This window comes from Geodermatophilus sp. URMC 62, from assembly GCF_052931475.1.
This window is the reverse complement of record NZ_JBRFHY010000001.1, coordinates 5,498,778-5,518,116: the sequence shown is the minus strand read 5'-3', so window position 1 is coordinate 5,518,116 and position 19,339 is coordinate 5,498,778. Positions and strand designations below refer to the sequence as shown.

The window sequence follows — 19,339 nt, the reverse complement described above, 5'->3', positions numbered from 1 at the left end:
TCGGGGCGGTCCGCACCGGCATGTGCATCGTAACGCGATACTCCGGTGGTGGACCGGCTCCGCGCGCGACGCATGCGTGGTCGAATGAGGCGGTGGCCGCGGAGGACGACGCACCCGCCGGTGCGCCGCTGACCAAGCAGGAGTTCGAGGCGCTCGCGCGGTTCCGGTTCGGCATCCGCCGCTACCTGCGCTTCAGCGAGGTCACCGTCCGCCGGCACGGGCTGACCCCGCAGCAGTACCAGCTGCTCCTGGCGCTCAAGGGCTTCCCCGACCGGGAGTGGGCCACGATCCGGGAACTGGCCGAGCGGCTGCAGCTGCGCCACCACAGCGTCGTCGAGCTGGTCGACCGGGCCCAGGGCCAGGACCTCGTCACCCGGGCGGCCAACCCCGACGACGCCCGCTCCGTGCGGATCCTGCTCACCGCCCAGGGCGAGCAGGTCCTCGACCGGCTCAGCGCCCTGCACCGCGACGAGCTGCGCCGCCTCGACGCGGCGCTGACCCCGCCGCACCGGGGCGCAGCGGTGCCCGCGGCCGAGTCCGGGACCGTGTGACGAACGTGCGTTCGACCTAGGATCCGCGCGTGGACGCCCACGCCGACCAGGTCGCCGCCGTCGCCGCCCTGGCCGAGCCCACCCGGCGCCGGCTCTACGACCACGTCGTCCGCCAGCCGGAGGCGGTCGGGCGGGACGAGGTGGCCGCCGCCGTCGGCGTCCCGCGGGCGACGGCGGCCTTCCACCTCGACCGGCTCGTCGACGACGGCCTGCTCGAGGTGCACTACGAGCGACGGACGGGGCGCAGCGGTCCGGGCGCCGGGCGTCCGGCGAAGCTCTACCGGCGGTCGGCGTGCTCGGTGGCCGTGTCGCTGCCGGAGCGCCGCTACGACCTGGCCGGCGAGCTCCTCGCCGCGGCCGTGGTCGAGGCCGAGAGGTCCGGCGAGCGGCCGGGGGCCGTCCTGAACCGGCGCGCCCGCGCGCGGGGGCGGGAGCTCGGGGCCGCCGCCGACGGGGCCGGGGGGCGCGCGGCGGTGCTGCGCGTCCTGGAGGCCTGCGGGTACGAGCCGCGGGTCGACGGCGGCGGTGTCGCCCTCGCCAACTGCCCCTTCCACGCCCTGGCGCGCGAGCACACCGACCTGGTCTGCGGCATGAACCTGCAGCTCCTGGAGGGGGTGCTCGACGGTGCCGGGGTCGGTGACCTGACCGCCCGGCTGCGGCCCGTCCCCGGTGCCTGCTGCGTGCGGCTGGAGGCCACCGGCGGACCCGACGGGAGCGGCGCGCCGGGCGATTGACAGCGGGATGGCCCAGGTCTCTACTGACAACCGTCATTGGTTTTAGAGGAGGCCACCATGACCATCCACGCGCACCCGACCTCTCCCTCCCTCGCCGCCGACCCGGGCCGGCAGGCGTTCCTCCTGCTGCGGACCACCTTCACCGTCGCGCCGGTCGTCTTCGGGCTCGACAAGTTCACGAACCTGCTCACCGACTGGCCGCGCTACCTCGCCGGGTGGATCAATGCGATCGTCCCGGGCACGGCGCAGCAGGCGATGTACGCCGTCGGGGTGGTGGAGGTCCTCGCCGGGGTCCTGGTCGCCGTCGCCCCCCGGATCGGCGCGTGGGTCGTCGCGGCCTGGCTGGCCGGGATCGTCGTCGACCTGCTCACCGGCCCCGGCGCCTACGACGTCGCGCTGCGCGACCTCGGCCTGCTCGCCGGCGCGGTGGCCCTGGCCCGCCTCGCGGCGCGGTACGCGCAGCCGGCCCGCGCCGGCGCGGAGGTGCCGCGGTGAGCGTCCCGGGGCCGGTGGCCGCGCCGCGCGGGAGCCGGGACCGGCTGCACGTCGTCGGCGACCGCGCCCCGGTCGACCTGCCCGCCGCCGAGCGGGCCGTCGCCGCCCTGCTGCGGGCCCTCGGCCGCGACCCGGCCGAGCCCCACCTGGCCGAGACGCCCCGCCGCGTCGCCGCCGCCTACGCCGAGCTGCTCACCGGCCGGGCCTTCGAGCTGACCACGTTCCCGAACGACGAGGGCTACGACGAGATGGTCGTCGTGACCGCGATCCCCGTGCAGTCGCTGTGCGAGCACCACCTCCTGCCCTTGACCGGGGTCGCCTCGATCGGGTACCTGCCGGGGGAGCGTCTCCTCGGGCTGTCCAAGCTCGCCCGGGTGCTCGAGCTGTTCGCGCGCGACCTGCAGGTGCAGGAGCGGCTCACCCAGCAGGTCGCCGACTGGCTGCAGGACAACCTGGCCCCGCGCGGCGTCGGCGTGGTCGTCGCGGCGGAGCACCAGTGCACGTCGCTGCGCGGGGTCCGGGCGAGCGGGTCGCGCACCATCACCTCCGCCCTGCACGGTCTGCTGCGCGAGGACGCCCGCTCCCGCCAGGAGTTCCTCGCCCTGACCGGCACGGCCTGCTGAGGGGAGCCGGACGTGGACACCCAGGCGCCGATCGTGGTCGTCGGCGGGGGGCTCGCCGGGGCCACCGCGGCCGCGACCCTGCGGGAGGAGGGCTTCGACGGGCCGGTCGTGCTGGTCGCGGCCGAACCCGAGCTGCCCTACGAGCGCCCGCCGCTGTCGAAGGGCTACCTCCTCGGCACCGCGGAGCGCGCCGGCGCCCAGGTGCACGACGAGGGCTGGTACGGGGCCCACGGGCTGCAGCTGCGCACGGGGACGCGGGCCACCCGCCTCGACGTGGCCGGCCACCGGGTCGCCCTGGACACGGGGAAGGAGCTGCCCTGCACCCGGGTGCTGCTGGCCACCGGATCGTCGGCCCGGCGCCTGTCCGTCCCGGGCGCCGACCTCGAGGGCGTGCGGTACCTGCGGACCCTGGCCGACGCCGACCGGCTGCGCGCCGACCTCCTCCGCGGGGGCCGGCGGGTCGTGGTCGTGGGGGCGGGGTGGATCGGGCTGGAGGTCGCCGCGGCCGCCCGTCACCACGGCGACGCGGTGACCGTGGTCGAACCGCGGCCCACGCCGCTGCACGCGGTGCTCGGACCGCGGATGGGGGAGGTCTTCGCCCGACTGCACCGGGAGCACGGCGTCGACCTGCGCACCCGCACGGGCGTGCGCGAGATCCGCGGGTCCGGCGGGCGGGTCGCCTCGGTGCTCACCGACGGCGGTGCCGAGATCGCCGCCGACCTGGTGCTCGTCGGGGTCGGCGCGGTGCCCGACACCGCCCTGGCGGAGGCCGCCGGGATCGGGGTCGACGGCGGCGTCCTCACCGACGCGGCACTGCGCACCTCGGCTCCCGACGTGTTCGCGGCCGGCGACGTCGCCCGGTCGTACTCCCCGCTGTACGGCCGGCACCTGCGCGTCGAGCACTGGGCGAACGCGCTGCACGGCGGCCCGGCCGCGGCGCGGTCGATGCTCGGCCAGGAGGTGGTGCACGACCGCGTGCCCTACTCCTTCACCGACCAGTACGACCTCGGGATGGAGTGCTCGGGGCTGGCCTCGCCGCAGGCGAGGGTGGTCTGCCGTGGCGACGTCGGGTCGCGGGAGTTCGTCGCGTTCTGGGTGCACGAGGGGCGCGTGCAGGCCGGGATGAACGTCGGCGTCCGGGACGTCACGGAGCCGGTCCAGGCCCTCGTCCGGTCGCGACGGCAGGTCGCGGTGGACCGGCTGACCGACCCTGCGGTCCCGCTCGGGGAGCTCGCCGCCTGATCCCGGGACCGGCCGGTCGGGGAGGGCGACACGGGGGCGCCCTCCCGGTGTGCCCGGCGCCCCGACCGGGCAGGCTGTGCGGCGACGTCACACCCCGGAAACGAGCGGACCCGATCATGGCCAGCATGGACCGACAGCAGGAGTTCGTCCTGCGCACCCTCGAGGAACGCGACATCCGCTTCGTGCGGCTGTGGTTCACCGACGTCTCGGGCTACCTCAAGGCGGTCGCCGTCGCCCCGGCGGAGATCGAGGCGGCGTTCGCCGAGGGCATCGGCTTCGACGGCTCGGCGATCGAGGGCTTCGCGCGGGTCTACGAGTCCGACATGCTCGCCAAGCCCGACCCGGGCACGTTCCAGGTGATGCCCTCCAGCAGCGGGCGGCCCAGCGACACGGCGCGGATGTTCTGCGACATCACGCTGCCCGACGGGTCGCCGTCGTGGGCCGACCCCCGGCACGTGCTGCGCCGGGCGCTGTCCAAGGCCGCCGACATGGGCTTCACCTTCTACACCCACCCCGAGGTCGAGTTCTTCCTGCTCGAGGACCTCCCCGCCGACGGCTCGTCGCCCCGGCCGGCCGACACCGGCGGCTACTTCGACCTCTCCACGCACAACGTGGCGCACGACTTCCGGCGGGAGGCGGTCTTCGCGCTGGAGGCGATGGGCATCTCGGTGGAGTTCAGCCACCACGAGGTCGCGCCCGGCCAGCAGGAGATCGACCTGCGCTACGCCGACGCGCTGTCGATGGCCGACAACATCATGACGCTGCGGCACGTCGTCCGGGAGGTCGCGCTCGCGCAGGGCGTGCACGCCACCTTCATGCCCAAGCCGTTCACCGACCTGGCCGGGTCGGCGATGCACACGCACGTGTCGCTGTTCGAGGGCGACCGCAACGCCTTCCACGACGCGGCGGACCCGACCCGGCTGTCGGCGACCGGCCGGCAGTTCGTCGCCGGGCTGCTGACCCACGCCCGCGAGTACACCGCCGTCACCAACCAGACGGTCAACTCCTACCGCCGCCTGCTGGCCGGCACCGAGGCGCCGACGGCGGCCACCTGGGGCCGGGCCAACCGCTCGGCGCTGGTGCGGCTGCCCTCCTACAAGCCGAACAAGGGCCAGTCGGCGCGGGTCGAGGTGCGCTCGCCGGACTCCGCCTGCAACCCCTACCTGACCTTCGCGGTGATCCTCGCCGCCGGGCTGCGCGGCATCGAGAAGGGCTACGAGCTCCCCCCCGAGGCCGAGGACGACGTCTGGTCGCTCACCGACACCGAGCGCCGCGCCGCCGGCTACGAGGACCTGCCGGTCAGCCTCGGCGAGGCGCTGACCGCGATGCAGGGCAGCGAGCTGGTGGCCGAGACCCTCGGCGAGCACGTCTTCGAGTTCTTCCTGCGCAACAAGTGGGAGGAGTTCAACTCCTACCGGCGGAACGTCACGCCCTTCGAGCTCAAGCGCTACCTGCCCGGCCTGTAGGAGGACCCCCTCGCCCCCACGACGTGCTCCGCACGCCGCGGGTCCCTGCGAGGGGGCCGTTCCATAAGCTCACCTCCGTGGCCCGCCTGCTCGTCGTCGTCCCGCACGAGACCGATCCGCCCGCCCGGCTGGGCGACTGGCTGGCGCGGGCGGGACTCGAGCTCGACGAGCGCCGGCTCGGCGCCGGCGACGACCTCCCGGAGACGCTCGACGGCGTCGACGGGCTGCTCGTCCTGGGCGGCCCGCAGTCGGCGACCGACGACGCGGCGACCAGCCCGGAGCTCGTCGGCGTCCGGCGCGTGCTGGCCGAGGCGCTGCGCGAGGACCTCCCCACCCTGGCCGTCTGCCTGGGCGCCCAGCTGCTCGCCGAGGTCGGCGGCGGCCGCGTGCGCCCGGGCGTCGACGGGCCCGAGGTGGGGGCCACCCTCGTCGCCAAGCGGGACACCGCGGCCTCCGACCCGCTCTTCGGCCCGCTGCCGCTGTCGCCGGACGTGATCCAGTTCCACCACGACGAGATCGCCGAGCTGCCGCACGGGGCGACGCTGCTGGCCAGCAGCCCCGCCTATCCGCACCAGGCCTTCCGGGTGGGCCGGCACGTCTACGGCCTGCAGTTCCACATCGAGACGACGCCGGAGATCGTCGCGGAGTGGGCCGAGCGGGACGCCGTCGGGGTCGCGTCCACGCCCTTCGACGCGGCGACCGTCACCGCGCGGGCCGCCGCGGTGCACCCCGACCTCGAGGAGGTGTGGGCGCCCTTCGCCGGGCGCTTCGCCGACCTGGTGCGCGCGGCGAGCACGACGAGGGTGTGAGGGCGTGTCGACGACCCGCGAGGTGCCCCGGCGGGCGCGGGTGCGGCTGGCCCGCTTCGGGTTCCTCGACGCCGAGCGGGCCGCGCTGCTGCTGTCGGACCCGGCGCTGGGGCTGTGGGACCTCGACCGCAACGAGCCCGCCGACCCCGAGGCCGCCCCGGTCGTCTCCGCGCTCGCCCGCGCCGGCGACCCCGACCTCGCCGTCCGCTCGCTGTCCCGCCTGATCGAGGCGCTCGACGCCGCCGACCCCACCGGCAGCTCGGCCGCGGGACTGCTGGCCCGCCTGCGCGGCTCGGCGCTGCTGCGCAGCCGGCTGCTGGCGGTGCTGGGCGCGAGCGCCGGCCTCGCCGACCACCTGGCCGCCCACCCCGGCGACTGGACCGTCCTGGACTCCGACAGCCGCGGCCCCGTGCGGCCCACCGCGCAGGCGCTCGAGCGGCAGCTGCTCCTCGCCGTCGGCGCCGACCCCGACGACCCGCCGTGGGGCGTGCGGCTGGGGAGGGCCGCGCCCGACGCCTCGCCGCAGCGGGTGGCCGCCCTGCGGCTGGGCTACCGGCGGGCGGTGCTGAGCCTGGCCGGCCGCGACCTCGGCGAGGGTCTCTCGGCCGAGGACGTCGCCGCCGAGCTCGCCGACATCGCCGCCGCGGTGCTCTCGGCCGCGCTGGCCGTCGCCGTCGCCGAGCAGCCCGCGAGCGCCGCGCCGTGCCGGCTGGCGGTCATCGCCCTGGGTAAGACCGGCGGCCGGGAGCTCAACTACGTCAGCGACGTGGACGTCGTCTTCGTGGCCGAGCCGGTCGACCCCAGCGACCCGGAGGCGCCGGCGGTGCAGAGCGCCACCCGCGTGGCCGCCGCGCTCATGCGCATCTGCCGGGAGGCCGCGTGGGAGGTCGACGCCGCGCTGCGGCCCGAGGGCAAGGCCGGCGCGCTGGTGCGCACGCTGGCCAACCACGCGGCCTACTACCGGCAGTGGGCCAGCACCTGGGAGTTCCAGGCGCTGCTGAAGATGCGCCCGGTGGCCGGCGACCCCGACCTCGGCCGCGGCTACGTCGAGGAGCTGTTCCCCCTGGTGTGGCAGGCCGGCGAGCGGCCTGGCTTCGTCGGCGAGGTGCAGGCCATGCGCCGCCGGGTGGAGGAGAACATCCCGCCCGCGCAGGCCGAGCGGGAGCTCAAGCTCGGGCGCGGCGGGCTGCGCGACGTCGAGTTCGCCGTCCAGCTGCTGCAGCTGGTGCACGGCCGGGTCGACGTCCGGCTGCGGGTCGGCGGCACCCTGCCGGCGCTGTCGGCGCTGGTCGACGGTGGCTACGTCGGCCGCGACGACGGCGCCACCCTCATCGCCTCCTACCGCTTCCTGCGCACCGTCGAGCACCGGCTGCAGCTGCTGCGGCTGCGGCGCACCCACCTGTTGCCCACCGACGAGCAGCAGCTGCGCTGGCTGGCCCGCTCGATGGGCTACAAGCCCGACTCCCGCGGCGACGCCGTCGACGTCCTGCGCGCCGAGCTGGCCCTGCACACCCGCGAGGTGCGCCGGCTGCACGAGAAGCTCTTCTACCGTCCGCTGCTCTCGGCGGTGGCCAAGGTGCCGGCCGAGGCCGCGCAGCTGGGGTCGGCTGCTGCCGGTGACTGGCTGCGGGCGCTCGGCTTCGCCGACCCGCAGGGCGCGCTGCGGCACATGGCGGCGCTGTCGGGTGGGCTGTCCCGGTCGGCGTCGATGCAGCGGTACCTGCTGCCGGTGGTGCTGCAGACCCTCGCCGACTGTGCCGACCCCGACGCCGGCCTGCTGGCCTACCGGCAGGTGAGCGAGGCCCTCGGTGGCAACCAGTGGTACCTGCGGCTGCTGCGCGACGAGGGCCGGGTGGCCGAGCGGCTGGCCCGGCTGCTCGGCTCCAGCCAGTACGTGGCCGCGCTGCTCACCCGCACCCCCGAGGCGCTGCGCATCCTCGCCGACGACGCCGAGCTCGAGCCGCGCGGCGCCGAGGCGCTGGCGGGCGCGTGGCTGGCCGCGGCCGGGCGCGCGCCCGACCCGCAGGCCGGCATCCGCGTGCTGCGCGCCCTGCGCCGCACCGAGCTGCTGCGGATCGCCGCGGCCGACCTGCTGGGCCGCCTCGACGTCGTCCGGGTGGGGGAGGCGCTCACCGCCGTCGCCGTCGCCACGCTGCAGGCCGGCCTCGACGTCGCCGTCCGCGCCTGGGCGCGGGAGGCCGGCCTGGCCCCCGACGAGGTGCCGATGGAGCTGGCCGTCATCGGCATGGGCCGGCTCGGCGGCGGGGAGATGGGCTACGGCTCCGACGCCGACGTGCTCTTCGTGCACCGCGCGCGGGCCGCCGCGGAGGAGGGGCGGGCCACCCAGGCGGCCAACGCCGTCGCCCACACGCTGCGCCGCCTGCTCGGGGAGCCGGCGCCCGACCCGGCGTTCGAGGTCGACGCCGACCTGCGCCCCGAGGGCCGCCAGGGTGCGCTGGTGCGCAGCCTCGGGGCCTTCCGGGAGTACTACGAGCGCTGGGTGTCGGTGTGGGAGGTGCAGGCGCTGCTGCGCGCGACCCCGGTGGCCGGCAGCCCCGAGCTGGGCGCGGCGTTCCTCGAGCTGGTCGACCCGCTGCGCTACCCGGAGGGCGGGCTGACCGACGCGCAGGTGGCCGAGATCCGCCGGATCAAGGCGCGGGTCGAGCGGGAGCGGCTGCCCCGCGGCGCCGACCCGGCCACCCACACCAAGCTCGGGCGCGGCGGGCTGGCCGACGTCGAGTGGACCGTCCAGCTGCTGCAGCTGCAGCACGCCGCCGCGGTACCGGCGCTGCGCCGTCCCTCGACGGTCGACGTCCTCGCCGAGCTCTCCGGGCACGGGCTGCTCGCCGAGGACCAGGCGCAGGCGCTGCGCGAGGCGTGGGAACTGGCCAGCCGGGCCCGCAACGCGGTCTTCCTCGTCCGCGGCCGGCCCAGCGACCAGCTGCCGCGGCCCGGTCTGGAGCTGGCCGGCGTGGCGCGGGCCAGCGGGTACGGCCCCGACACCGACCCGGGGCAGTTCCTCGACGACTACCGCCGCACCACCCGGCACGCCCGTGCGGTGGTCGAGCACGTCTTCTACGGACGTCCCGAGGCCTGAACGTGGCCGGGGCCCTGGAAGCCGGGGCCGGAGGGGAGGACGATCGGGACAGGTCCCCGTGTCCGGGAGGAGAGCGCGATGTCGGACACCGTCCACCGCCCACCGGAGCGCACCGGAGGTGCGGAGTCCATGTCCGCGGCCGAGAAGCTGGCCTGCGAGTGGGAGGCCCGCCACGACGTGGCCGCCCGCGGCAAGCGGATCGACCCGGCGGCGGCGCTGCAGCACTACCTGAGCCACAGCCGCTGCGCGGAGGGGCTCCACCACCGCGAGCACCCGCACCGGACCGCGGAGGCCCGGCGGCGGGCGGCCGCCGACGAGTTCGCGGTGGAGCACCCGCTGACGGCGTCGTGGGTGCGGTGGGGCGAGCGGGACTGACGCCCGCGCGGCAGCGGGAGGCCCGCGGCGTGTGCCGGCCGGGCCGGCGGGGCACGCTGGAGGTGTGAGCTCAGCGCTGCCCGCCGACGACGACCGCGACGACCTGCCCGCCGAGGACCCCGGCGCCACGATCACGCCCTACCGGGACGGGCCGCTGATCGTGCGCGGCGACTTCCGCCTGGTCGACCAGGACGGCACCGAGATCGACCCGGGCCGCAGGACGGTGGCGCTGTGCCGCTGCGGCAAGTCCGGCATCAAGCCCTTCTGCGACGGCACCCACAAGCGCTCGGGCTTCTCCGCGCCCAGCGCGCCGAGCCGACCGCGCCCGGCGGCGGCGATCCGCAGCCACGACCGCCCGGCCTGAGCGAGGACCCCTCGGGGCAGGAGGGTCCTCGGTTCAGGAGCGCGCGTCGATGGCGCGGGCCATGCGGACCTGCTCCTCGAGCACGTCGTTGATCCGCGCCTGCACCGCGTCGAGCCGGCCGATCACCTCGCTGGTCGTGTGGATGCCGGCGGTGACCTGCTCGCTGCTGGCCTGGATGCCGGCGATCTGGTCCGACACCCGCTGGGTGGCCGCGGCGGTCTCCCGGGCGAGGTCCTTGACCTCGCTGGCCACGACGGCGAACCCGCGCCCGGCCTCGCCGGCCCGTGCGGCCTCGATGGTGGCGTTCAGCGCCAGCAGGTTGGTCTGGTCGGCGATGCCGGAGATGATCCGGATGACCTCGCCGATCGCCGTCGAGGCCTCGCTGAGCGCCGCCACCTCGGAGGTCATGGTGGACGCCTGGGCGACGGCGCTGTCGGCCACCTCGCCGGCGGCCGACGCCGCCTCGCGGAGCCGGTTGACGCTGTCGAGGAGTTCCCGCGAGCGCTGGGCGTCGGCCTCGGCCCGGCGCAGCGCGTCCAGCCGCTGGGAGACCAGGTGCTGCACGTTGCGCAGCGCCGAGGCCCGCGAGTCGGACAGGTCGATGGTCTCGGTGACGAAGAAGTCCATCGTGCCGATCACCTGGCCGTCGGCGGTGATCGGGAAGCAGACCCCGGACCGGACACCGGCCCGCTGGGCTGCGGGCGCGCGCACGCAGTCGGTGACCTCGGCGAGGTCGCGCACGAACACCAGGTCGCGCTGGCGCCAGGCCCGCCCGGACAGGCCGACGCCCTCGGCGAAGCTGGCGCCCAGGGTGACCCGCCGGAACTCCTCGCCGGCCGAGCCGGACTCGGTGTGGAAGCGCAGCACGCCCTCGGTCTCGTCGAGCGCCCAGAACGAGCCGTAGGCCCAGCCGAAGGTGGTCCGCACGGTCTCCAGCGCGGTGCGCAGGACCGATGACTCGTCGGTGGCCTCGCCCATGCGCTTGACGACGGTGGTGACGGCTAGGCGGTCGTCGACGGTCTCCCGCTGCGCGGCCGTGGCGAGGGCGGCCGCGCGCATGGCGGCGAACAGCCGGTGGATCGACTCCCACTTCTCCGTCCGGGAGCCGAAGAACGGCAGCTGCCGGGTGGAGTGGTACTCGACGACCGCGGTGACCACGCCGTCGTCGACGGCCGGGATGAAACAGCCCTCCCGCGCGCCGGCGGCCCAGGCCGCCTGCCAGCGGGGGTCGGCCCCCCGGGCGGCGGGGGCGCTGTCCAGGTGGACGGCGCGCCGCTCGCGCACCGCCCGGCCGCCGGTCGTGTCGGGGAGCCGGCCGCTGTCCGGCCAGCCCGCGCTGACCGCCGCCCAGGGCCCGGTCTCGTGGGCGAGGGTGAACGAGCCGTCGCCGGCGGGCGCCCACACCGCGCCGTACTCCAGGCCGCAGGCCTCGGTGAGGGTGCGCACGACCGCCACGTGGGCGTCCAGCGGCGTCCGCACCCCGCCGTCGAGGGCGGCGACCACGGCCTCGAGCGTCTCGATGTCGCGGGGCATCGGTGGAGGCGCGAGTGCGCTCGGGGGAGCGGGGTCGGGTCGCCGCCACATGGGAGTCCTCCGGTCGTCGGGGACCGCCGGGGATCGCCCCGCGGTCCTGCGACGGGATGATCGGCAGTACACGACCGATCTGCAGTCGGGACGCCGGACGACTGCGGTGCGTGCGGAGGACCCCTCGTCCTCAGGCGGCCAGCGGGCGCTCCCCGCGCAGCGACGAGCGCCCCGCCTCCCAGGCGCCGAGCAGCCACCGGGCGGCCAGGCCGTCGAGGGCGAGCGAGCAGGCGGCGCCGAAGAGGACGTCGGCGGTCAGCGCGGGCTCCTCGGCCACGAGCGACCCGCACATGTCCACCGCGGCGATCTGCTCGTGCACGGCGTCGGCCTCGACGTGCTCGTCGTAGAAGACGGTCGTGGACTCGTCGTGCCCGAGCCGGCGCAGCCCCGCGGAGTAGCGCCGGCTGGGCTCCGACGACGTCATCTCGACGCAGGCCAGGTGGCCCAGCGCCGCGGCCCGCCAGCGCCGGTGCAGGCCGAACAGCGACATGGTGTTGACGGCGGTGAAGGCGACGGCGGGGGCGTCGTCCCACAGGGCGCCGTAGCCGGCGTCGAGGCCGAGGTCGCGCATCATCCCGGCGAACAGCTCACTGTGCATCCGCCCGGGAGCCCCGCCGCCGTACTCGTCGGCCTGGATCTCGACCATGGCCGCCTTCGCCCGCCCGGACAGCCGCGGGATGGCGAAGGTGTGCGGGTCGCCCTCCTTGAGGTGGTACACCGACCGCAGGGTCAGGTACTCGCGCCACTGCTCGGCCGTCCCCTGCCGGGACATGTAGCGCGACAGCGAGGGCCCGTCGTCGGCGGCGACGAGCGCGCCCAGCTGGACGTCGACCGGCTCGTCCGTGGGCGCCGGCGAGCCGGTGAGCTCCCGCAGCGCCGCGGTGTGCCGGCTCTCCAGGTGGGCGCGCAGCGTGAGCAGCGCGGGATCCCACTCGAGCGCGTCGTCGACGCCGTCGAAGCCCCGGTAGTGCAGCTCGTAGCAGACGGCGAGGGCCAGCTGCAGGTCCTCGTCGTGCAGCGGGTCGGCCGCGGCCGACACGATCCGGGCGGCGAGGTCGACGGTGTCCGGGGAGACGGAACCGGCGAGGAGGTCCGCGCAGAGGGCGGCCGTGAGGGGGCCCCGGGGCTCGGGCAGCTGCATGCACCTCGCCATGCCCCGCGAACCGGGATTCGATGCACCGTGCACGATGTGATGCCGCGCCGGGTAGGGCGGGCACATGACAGACCTGCGCGATCGCGTCGTCCTCGTCACCGGTGGCAGCGCCGGCATCGGCCGGGCCGTCGTGGCCCGTCTCGCCGGCGCCGGGGCCCGGGTGGTCACCTGCGCCCGCGACGGCGACCGGCTGGCCGAGGCGGTGGCCGGCCTGCCCGGGGTCACCCCGGTGGTCGCCGACGTCGCCGACCGCACCGACCGCGAGCTGCTGGTGCGGCGGGCGGTCGAGGCGCACGGGCGGCTCGACGCCGTCGTCCTCGACGCCGGGCTGGCGTACGCGGCGCTGGTGGAGGACACCCCGGGCGAGGTCGTCGAGGGCATGGTGGCCACCAACCTCACCGGCGTGGTCGAGCTGACCCGGCTGGCCCTGCCGCAGCTGCTCGCGTCCGCGCGGGAGCGCGGGCGTGGCGACGTGCTCGTCGTCAGCTCCTCGGCCGGGCTGTCCCAGGTGCCGCCGCTGACGGTCTACTCGGCCACCAAGGCGGGGGTGCAGGGCTTCGTCTCCGGCCTGCGCCGGGAGGTGACCGCGCGCGGCGTCCGGGTGCACTCGGTGCTCCCCGGGCCGGTGGCCACCGAGTGGATGGCCCGCGGTCACGGGTCCCCGCCGAGGTCCGACGCCGACGCCCGCGGCCGGCTGACCCCGGGCATCGCGACCGAGCGCGTCGCCGACCGCGTGGCCGGCTGCCTGACGTCGTACTGGTCGCGGTCGGTCGCCGTCCCGCGGGTCATGGGGCTGGCCCGGCTCGGCGAGGTCTTCCCCGTCAACCGCGTCCTCGACGTGGTCGTCTCGCGGCAGACCGACCGCATCCGGCGCGTCTCGGCGCGCATGGTCGAGGAGCGCACCGGCTGACCCCCGGTCGCCCGATCAGGTGGCGCGGTGGTTGGTTGCGTCAACCAGTGCTCGCCGGGGTAGGGGGCGGTCCGGTTCCGCGATACGGAGGTGCTCGATGACGAGCCTGTCCCAGCCGGCTGAGGCGCCCGGTGCCATCCGCAGCCTCATCCCCGCCCGCATCGACCGGCTGCCCTGGTCGCCGTTCCACACCCGGATGGTCGTCGCGCTCGGCGTGGCCTGGATCCTCGACGGGCTCGAGATCACCGTCGCGAGCTCCGTCACCGCCGTGCTCACCGAGCCCGAGACACTGCACTTCACCTCGGCGCAGGCCGGCCTGATCGCGACCGTCTACCTGCTCGGCGAGGTATTCGGGGCGCTGCTCTTCGGCAACCTCTCCGACCGGCTGGGCCGGCGGAACCTCTTCATGGTCACCTTGGCGGTGTACCTGGTCGGCAGCGGCCTCACCGCGCTGACCCTGGGCAACGGCACCGGTTGGGTGTGGTTCCTCTACCTCACCCGCTTCATCGCCGGCATGGGCATCGGCGGCGAGTACGCCGCCATCAACTCCGCGATCGACGAGCTCATCCCGGCCCGCTACCGCGGCCGGGTCGACATCGCCGTCAACGGCACCTACTGGGGCGGCGCCGTCCTCGGCACCCTCGGGACGTTCGTCTTCCTCAACGTGGTGGACGTCGGCCTCGGCTGGCGGCTGGCGTTCCTGATCGGCCCGGTGCTCGGCCTGGTGATCCTCGTGGTCCGCCGGCACCTGCCCGAGAGCCCGCGCTGGCAGGTCATGCACGGCCACGAGCGGGAGGCCGAGGAGTCCATCCGCTACATCGAGGAGGTCGAGCAGACCGGCGTGCGGCTGCCCACCGTCGACGAGAGCAGGGCCATCGACCTCGAGCCCGCCGCCGACATCGGCTACCTGGCGCTGCTGCGCGTGCTCTTCCGCGAGTTCCCCGGCCGCGCGGTCCTTGGCGCGACGCTGATGATCACCCAGTCGTTCCTCTACAACGCGATCTTCTTCACCTACGCGCTGGTCCTGACGAACTTCTTCGGCGTCTCCACCGGGTCGGTGCCGCTGTTCTTCATCGCCTTCGCCGTGGGCAACCTGGCCGGCCCGTTCATCCTGGGGCACCTGTTCGACACCGTCGGCCGCCGCAGGATGATCGCGTTCACCTACATCCTGTCCGGCGCGTTGCTGGCGGTCACCGCCGTGCTGTTCCAGGCCGGTGTCCTCAACGCGATCACCCAGACGATCGCCTGGTCGATCATCTTCTTCTTCGCCTCGGCCGGGGCCAGCTCGGCCTAGCTGACCGTCAGCGAGATCTTCCCGCTGGAGGTGCGGGCCAAGGCCATCGCCGTCTTCTTCGCCATCGCCCAGCTCTTCGGCGCGTTCGGGCCGTGGTTCTACGGCAAGCTCATCGGCGAGGGCGAGTCGACCGGTCCGCTGTTCGCCGGCTACCTGATCGGCGCCGGCGTGATGGTCCTCGGCGGGGTCGTGGCGGCCTTCCTCGGCGTCGACGCGGAGGGCAGGTCGCTCGAGGACGTCGCCACCCCGCTGGCGGCCCGCCGGCCGGGCACGCGGGCCGAGGGCGCGGCGCGGCCGCGCTCCTGACGGGCTGCCGGAGCGGGCGGGCGGCAGGATCGCCGCATGCCCTTCGACCCACCCTCCGCGGTCCTGCGCACCGCCGGGCCCGACGGCTGGACGCTGGTCGAGCCGCTGTCCTACGTCGGCGCCCGCGACCGCTTCGTCGTCCCCGCGGGCTTCGACACCGACCTGGCCAGCGTCCCGCGCCCGGTGACCTGGCTGGTGCCGCGGTCGGGCCGCTACACGCTGGCCGCGGTGCTGCACGACTGGCTGTGCCGGGTGGGCATCCGCACCGGCGTCGTCACCTCCCGCCAGGCCGACGGAATCTTCCGGCGGGTGATGCGGGAGGCCGGTGTGCCGGTGCTGCTGCGCTGGATCATGTGGACCGGCGTCCGGTGGGGGGCGCTGCGCGACCCCGAACGCCGGCGCGGCTGGCTGCTCAGCGCTCCCGGGGTGCTGGCGATCACCGTCCTGGCCGCACCGCTGGTCCTGCCGCCGACGCTGCTGATCATCCCGGGCCTGCTGGTGTACGCCGTCGCGGAACGGCTGGTGTCCGGGGACTCCGGCGTCCGGCCCTGGTCGCAGGCTGCGGAGGAGCAGCCGGGGGACGAGGCTGCAGGGCATGACTGACGTCTCCGGACCGCCGTTCCGCGCCGACCACGTCGGCAGCCTGCTGCGCCCACCGTCGCTGCTGGAGGCGCGCACCCGGCACGCCGCCGGGGAGATCGACGACGCCGAGCTGCGCGGGATCGAGGACGCGGCGATCGCCGACGTCGTCCGGCTGCAGGGCGACGTCGGGCTGGGCACCGCCACCGACGGCGAGTTCCGCCGCGCCTCGTGGCACATGGACTTCATCTACGCCATCGACGGCATCAGCAAGGTGACCGGCGAGGACATCGTCGTCCACTTCCGGAACGCCGACGGGACGATCGACTTCACCCCGGCCGGGCTGCACGTGGACGGCCCGCTGGCGATCGGGGAGCCGATCTTCGGCGCGGACCTCGCCTACCTGCAGTCGCTGGTGGGGGAGGGGCAGACGGCGAAGCTGACCATCCCCTCGCCGTCGATGGTCCACTACCGCGGCGGAGCGGCGGCGATCGACCCGGCCGTCTACCCCGACGAGGACGCCTTCTGGGACGCGCTGTCGGCCGCCTACGCCTCGCAGGTGCGGGGCGTGGCCGCGATGGGCTGCCGCTACCTGCAGCTCGACGACACCAGCCTGGCCTACCTCAACGACCCGGCGCAGCGGGCCGAGCTCGCCGCTCAGGGCCGCGACGCCGAGCACCAGCACGAGCGCTACATCCGGCAGATCAACGCCGCGCTGGCCGGCCGCCCGGACACCCTGACGGTGACCACCCACATGTGCCGCGGCAACTTCCGCTCCTCCTGGGTGGCCGAGGGCGGCTACGACTTCGTCGCCGAGGCGCTGTTCGGCGGGCTGGAGGTCGACGGCTTCTTCCTCGAGTACGACGACGCCCGCTCCGGCGGCTTCGAGCCGCTGCGCTTCGTGCCGCCGGGCAAGCGGGTGGTGCTGGGCCTGGTGACGACGAAGCGGCCCGAGCTCGAGAGGAAAGACGACCTCAAGCGGCGCATCGACGAGGCCGCGCGGTTCGTGCCGCTCGAGCAGCTCGCGCTCTCGCCGCAGTGCGGCTTCTCCTCGACCGTCGAGGGCAACGCGCTCACCCGCGACGAGCAGGTCGCCAAGCTCGCGCTGGTCGTCGAGGTCGCCCAGGAGGTCTGGGGCTACTGACCCTGGCCCCCGTGCGAGCGGTGGGGACGAGGGGGGTCCCTGATCACGGGGCGGTCACGGTCCCACCCCTGTGTGGTGGCGCCGTCCGGGCACCGGCCATGCTCGGACCCGTCCAGAGGACAGCGTCGTCCGGGCGCCGTCCGCGCACGCGAGGAGGGGCCCGTGTCCACCACCGTCAGCAGGCCAGACACCGACGGAGGACCTCCCGGAGGGGCCGGCCGTCGCCGGCCGTCGGTCAGGAGCGTCCTGGTGTGGACGGCGGTGGCGATCGTCGGCGCCGTCGCGTGGACGGTGCTCGCGCTGGCCCGCGGCGAGTCGGTCTCGGCGCTGTGGATCCTCTTCGCCGCGCTGGCCTCCTACGCCATCGCCTACCGCTTCTACTCGCGGTTCATCGCCTACCGGGCGCTGGGCGTCGACGACCGGCGGGCCACCCCGGCCGAGCGGCTGCACAACGGCGTCGACTTCGACGTCACTGACCGGCGCGTGCTCTTCGGGCACCACTTCGCCGCGATCGCCGGCGCCGGCCCGCTGGTCGGCCCGGTGCTGGCCGCCCAGATGGGCTACCTGCCCGGCACCATCTGGATCGTCGTCGGCGTGATCTTCGCCGGCGCCGTGCAGGACATGGTCGTCCTGTTCTTCTCGATGCGGCGCAACGGGAAGAGCCTCGGCCAGATGGTCCGCGAGGAGATCGGGATCGTCGGCGGCGTCGCCGCGCTCATCGCCGTCTTCGCGATCATGATCCTCATCCTCGCCGTCCTGGCGCTGATCGTGGTCAACGCGCTGGCCGAGTCGCCGTGGGGCGTCTTCTCGATCGCGCTGACCATCCCCATCGCCCTGTTCATGGGCGTCTACCTGCGGGTGCTGCGGCCCGGCCGGGTGCTGGAGGCCACCGGCATCGGCGTCGTCCTGCTGCTGCTGGCCATCGTCGGCGGCGGCTGGATCGAGGGCACCGGCCTCGCCGACGCCCTCACCCTGTCCAAGGAGTGGCTGGTCCTCGCCCTGGTGGTCTACGGGTTCGTGGCCTCGGTGCTGCCGGTCTGGCTGCTGCTGACCCCGCGGGACTACCTGTCCACGTTCATGAAGGTCGGCGTCATCGTCCTGCTCGCGGTCGGGCTGCTGATCGCCCGCCCGGTGCTGCAGGCCGACGCGGTCACCCAGTTCGCCAAGGAGGGCACCGGCCCGGTCTTCGCCGGGTCGCTGTTCCCGTTCGTCTTCATCACCATCGCCTGCGGCGCGCTGTCGGGCTTCCACGCCCTGATCTCCTCGGGGACGACGCCGAAGATGGTGGCCAAGGAGAGCCACGTCCGCCTGATCGGCTACGGCGGCATGCTGATGGAGTCCTTCGTGGCCATCAGCGCGCTCATCGCCGCCGTCGTCATCGACCAGGGCCTGTACTTCGCGATGAACGCCCCGGCCGGCGCCACCGGCGGGACCCCGGAGACGGCGGCGGCCTTCGTCAACGGCCTGGGCTTCTCCACCTCCGCCCAGGACCTCGCCGCCGCCTCGGCCGCCGTCCAGGAGCCGAGCCTGATCTCGCGCACCGGCGGCGCCCCGACGCTCGCCGTCGGCATCTCCGAGATCTTCCACACCGCCTTCGGCGGGAACCTGCAGGCGTTCTGGTACCACTTCGCGATCATGTTCGAGGCGCTGTTCATCCTCACCGCCGTCGACGCCGGCACCCGCGTGGGCCGGTTCATGCTGCAGGACACGATCGGCAACGTGTGGAAGCGCTTCGGTGACCTGTCGTGGCGGCCGGGCAACGTCATCGCCAGCGCCGTCGTCGTCGGCCTGTGGGGCTCGATGCTCTACATCGGCGTCACCGACCCGCTGGGCGGGGTCAACCAGCTCTTCCCGCTGTTCGGCATCGCCAACCAGCTGCTCGCCGCGATCGCGCTGACCCTGGCGACCGTCCTGCTGGTGAAGCACGGGAAGCTCAGGTACGCCTGGATCACCGCCGTCCCGCTGGCCTGGGACCTGGTGGTCACCATGACGGCGAGCTGGCAGAAGGTCTTCTCCGACAACCCCGCGATCGGCTACTTCGCCCAGCGCGCCCGGTACGCCGACGCGCTCGACGCCGGTGAGGTCCTCCCGCCGGCGCAGGACGTGGGCCAGATGCAGCAGGTCGTCACCAACTCGACGATCAACGGGGTGCTGCAGGCGTTCTTCGCCCTCCTGGTGCTGGTCGTCTTCGTCAACGCGCTGGTGGTCGTCGCCCGGGCGGTCCGCACCCGCGGCGCGCTCCCGACGACGGAGGAGCCGGCGGTGCCCTCGGCCATCGTCGAACCCGCGGGGCTGTTCGCGACGGCCGAGGAGAAGCGCGCCATGGCCGAGCACGAGCGGCTGGTCGGCGCCGGGAGGGACCGCTCGTGAGCGCCGCGGTCGCCCTCGCCGGCCGGGCCTGGCGCGGGGTGCGCTGGTACCTGCGGGAGTGGAGCGGCGAGGCCCGCTGGGACGACTACCTCGCGCACTGCGCACGGCACGGGCACGAGCCGGTGAGCCGGCGGGAGTTCGAGCGGCGCCGCGCCGACGAGGTGGAGCGCAACCCGGTCAGCCGCTGCTGCTGAGCCGGACACGACAGCGACCCCCTGCCCGCGGGCAGGGGGTCGCTGTGCT

17 protein-coding genes and 1 pseudogene are annotated in these 19,339 nt (G+C 75.0%); 16 read left to right on the top strand and 2 right to left on the bottom strand.

Going from position 1 to position 19,339, the window contains the following annotated elements; genetic code table 11:
* Nucleotides 1-92: 92 nt before the first annotated feature.
* The 10 genes from ACU616_RS26430 to ACU616_RS26385 all read left to right on the top strand — a co-directional run bounded on the left by ACU616_RS26430 (nucleotide 93) and on the right by ACU616_RS26385 (nucleotide 9,756).
* Nucleotides 93-551, top strand: coding sequence for a MarR family winged helix-turn-helix transcriptional regulator (locus tag ACU616_RS26430; RefSeq protein WP_446761366.1), 459 nt, complete (start codon nucleotides 93-95; stop codon nucleotides 549-551).
* 29 nt (nucleotides 552-580) lie between these two features.
* Nucleotides 581-1,285, top strand: a complete 705-nt coding sequence (locus tag ACU616_RS26425; RefSeq protein ID WP_446761365.1) for a helix-turn-helix transcriptional regulator — start codon at nucleotides 581-583, stop codon at nucleotides 1,283-1,285.
* Nucleotides 1,286-1,342: 57 nt separating this feature from the next.
* Complete coding sequence (locus ACU616_RS26420) at nucleotides 1,343-1,780, top strand: hypothetical protein (RefSeq protein WP_446761364.1); 438 nt, start codon at nucleotides 1,343-1,345, stop codon at nucleotides 1,778-1,780.
* Nucleotides 1,777-2,403, top strand: a complete 627-nt coding sequence (gene folE, locus ACU616_RS26415; protein WP_446761363.1) for a GTP cyclohydrolase I FolE — start codon at nucleotides 1,777-1,779, stop codon at nucleotides 2,401-2,403. Before ACU616_RS26420 ends, folE begins: the two co-directional genes overlap by 4 nt.
* A 12-nt stretch (nucleotides 2,404-2,415) precedes the next feature.
* On the top strand, nucleotides 2,416-3,645 hold the full coding sequence (locus tag ACU616_RS26410; protein ID WP_446761362.1) for an NAD(P)/FAD-dependent oxidoreductase: 1,230 nt from the start codon (nucleotides 2,416-2,418) through the stop codon (nucleotides 3,643-3,645).
* A 125-nt stretch (nucleotides 3,646-3,770) separates the two neighbouring features.
* Entirely contained in the window at nucleotides 3,771-5,111 is a 1,341-nt protein-coding gene (gene glnA / locus ACU616_RS26405) for a type I glutamate--ammonia ligase (RefSeq protein ID WP_446761361.1), read from the top strand.
* Nucleotides 5,112-5,188: 77 nt separating this feature from the next.
* Nucleotides 5,189-5,920 carry a type 1 glutamine amidotransferase gene (locus tag ACU616_RS26400; RefSeq protein ID WP_446761360.1) on the top strand — a complete coding sequence of 244 codons (732 nt, stop codon included), beginning with the start codon at nucleotides 5,189-5,191 and terminating at the stop codon, nucleotides 5,918-5,920.
* Between the two features lie 4 nt (nucleotides 5,921-5,924).
* The gene (locus ACU616_RS26395) at nucleotides 5,925-9,017 is read left to right on the top strand and encodes a bifunctional [glutamine synthetase] adenylyltransferase/[glutamine synthetase]-adenylyl-L-tyrosine phosphorylase (protein ID WP_446761359.1); all 3,093 of its coding nucleotides are present in this window, start codon (nucleotides 5,925-5,927) and stop codon (nucleotides 9,015-9,017) included.
* Nucleotides 9,018-9,095: 78 nt separating this feature from the next.
* A complete protein-coding gene (locus tag ACU616_RS26390) occupies nucleotides 9,096-9,392 on the top strand; it encodes a hypothetical protein (protein ID WP_446761358.1) in 297 nt (98 codons plus the stop codon).
* Nucleotides 9,393-9,456: 64 nt separating this feature from the next.
* Entirely contained in the window at nucleotides 9,457-9,756 is a 300-nt protein-coding gene (locus ACU616_RS26385) for a CDGSH iron-sulfur domain-containing protein (protein ID WP_446761357.1), read from the top strand.
* Nucleotides 9,757-9,789: 33 nt separating this feature from the next.
* Here the strand turns inward: ACU616_RS26385 and ACU616_RS26380 are convergent, their stop codons facing one another.
* On the bottom strand, nucleotides 9,790-11,289 hold the full coding sequence (locus ACU616_RS26380; RefSeq protein WP_446761356.1) for a methyl-accepting chemotaxis protein: 1,500 nt from the start codon (nucleotides 11,287-11,289) through the stop codon (nucleotides 9,790-9,792).
* Nucleotides 11,290-11,470: 181 nt separating this feature from the next.
* On the bottom strand, nucleotides 11,471-12,481 hold the full coding sequence (locus ACU616_RS26375; RefSeq protein ID WP_446761355.1) for an iron-containing redox enzyme family protein: 1,011 nt from the start codon (nucleotides 12,479-12,481) through the stop codon (nucleotides 11,471-11,473).
* Between the two features lie 76 nt (nucleotides 12,482-12,557).
* Between ACU616_RS26375 and ACU616_RS26370 the strand changes: the two genes are divergently transcribed.
* The 6 genes and pseudogenes from ACU616_RS26370 (at nucleotide 12,558) to ACU616_RS26345 (ending at nucleotide 19,290) form a co-directional block, all read left to right on the top strand.
* Entirely contained in the window at nucleotides 12,558-13,403 is an 846-nt protein-coding gene (locus ACU616_RS26370; RefSeq protein WP_446761354.1) for an SDR family oxidoreductase, read from the top strand.
* 97 nt (nucleotides 13,404-13,500) lie between these two features.
* Nucleotides 13,501-15,003 (top strand): annotated as a pseudogene (locus tag ACU616_RS26365) (MFS transporter).
* 36 nt (nucleotides 15,004-15,039) lie between these two features.
* A complete protein-coding gene (locus ACU616_RS26360; protein WP_446761353.1) occupies nucleotides 15,040-15,606 on the top strand; it encodes a DUF1353 domain-containing protein in 567 nt (188 codons plus the stop codon).
* Nucleotides 15,599-16,726, top strand: coding sequence for a 5-methyltetrahydropteroyltriglutamate--homocysteine S-methyltransferase (locus ACU616_RS26355; RefSeq protein WP_446761352.1), 1,128 nt, complete (start codon nucleotides 15,599-15,601; stop codon nucleotides 16,724-16,726). The genes ACU616_RS26360 and ACU616_RS26355 overlap by 8 nt, the downstream gene beginning before the upstream one ends.
* A gap of 162 nt (nucleotides 16,727-16,888) precedes the next feature.
* Entirely contained in the window at nucleotides 16,889-19,096 is a 2,208-nt protein-coding gene (locus ACU616_RS26350) for a carbon starvation CstA family protein (RefSeq protein WP_446761351.1), read from the top strand.
* Nucleotides 19,093-19,290, top strand: a complete 198-nt coding sequence (locus ACU616_RS26345; protein WP_446761350.1) for a YbdD/YjiX family protein — start codon at nucleotides 19,093-19,095, stop codon at nucleotides 19,288-19,290. The genes ACU616_RS26350 and ACU616_RS26345 overlap by 4 nt, the downstream gene beginning before the upstream one ends.
* The last annotated feature ends 49 nt before the right edge of the window (nucleotides 19,291-19,339 follow it).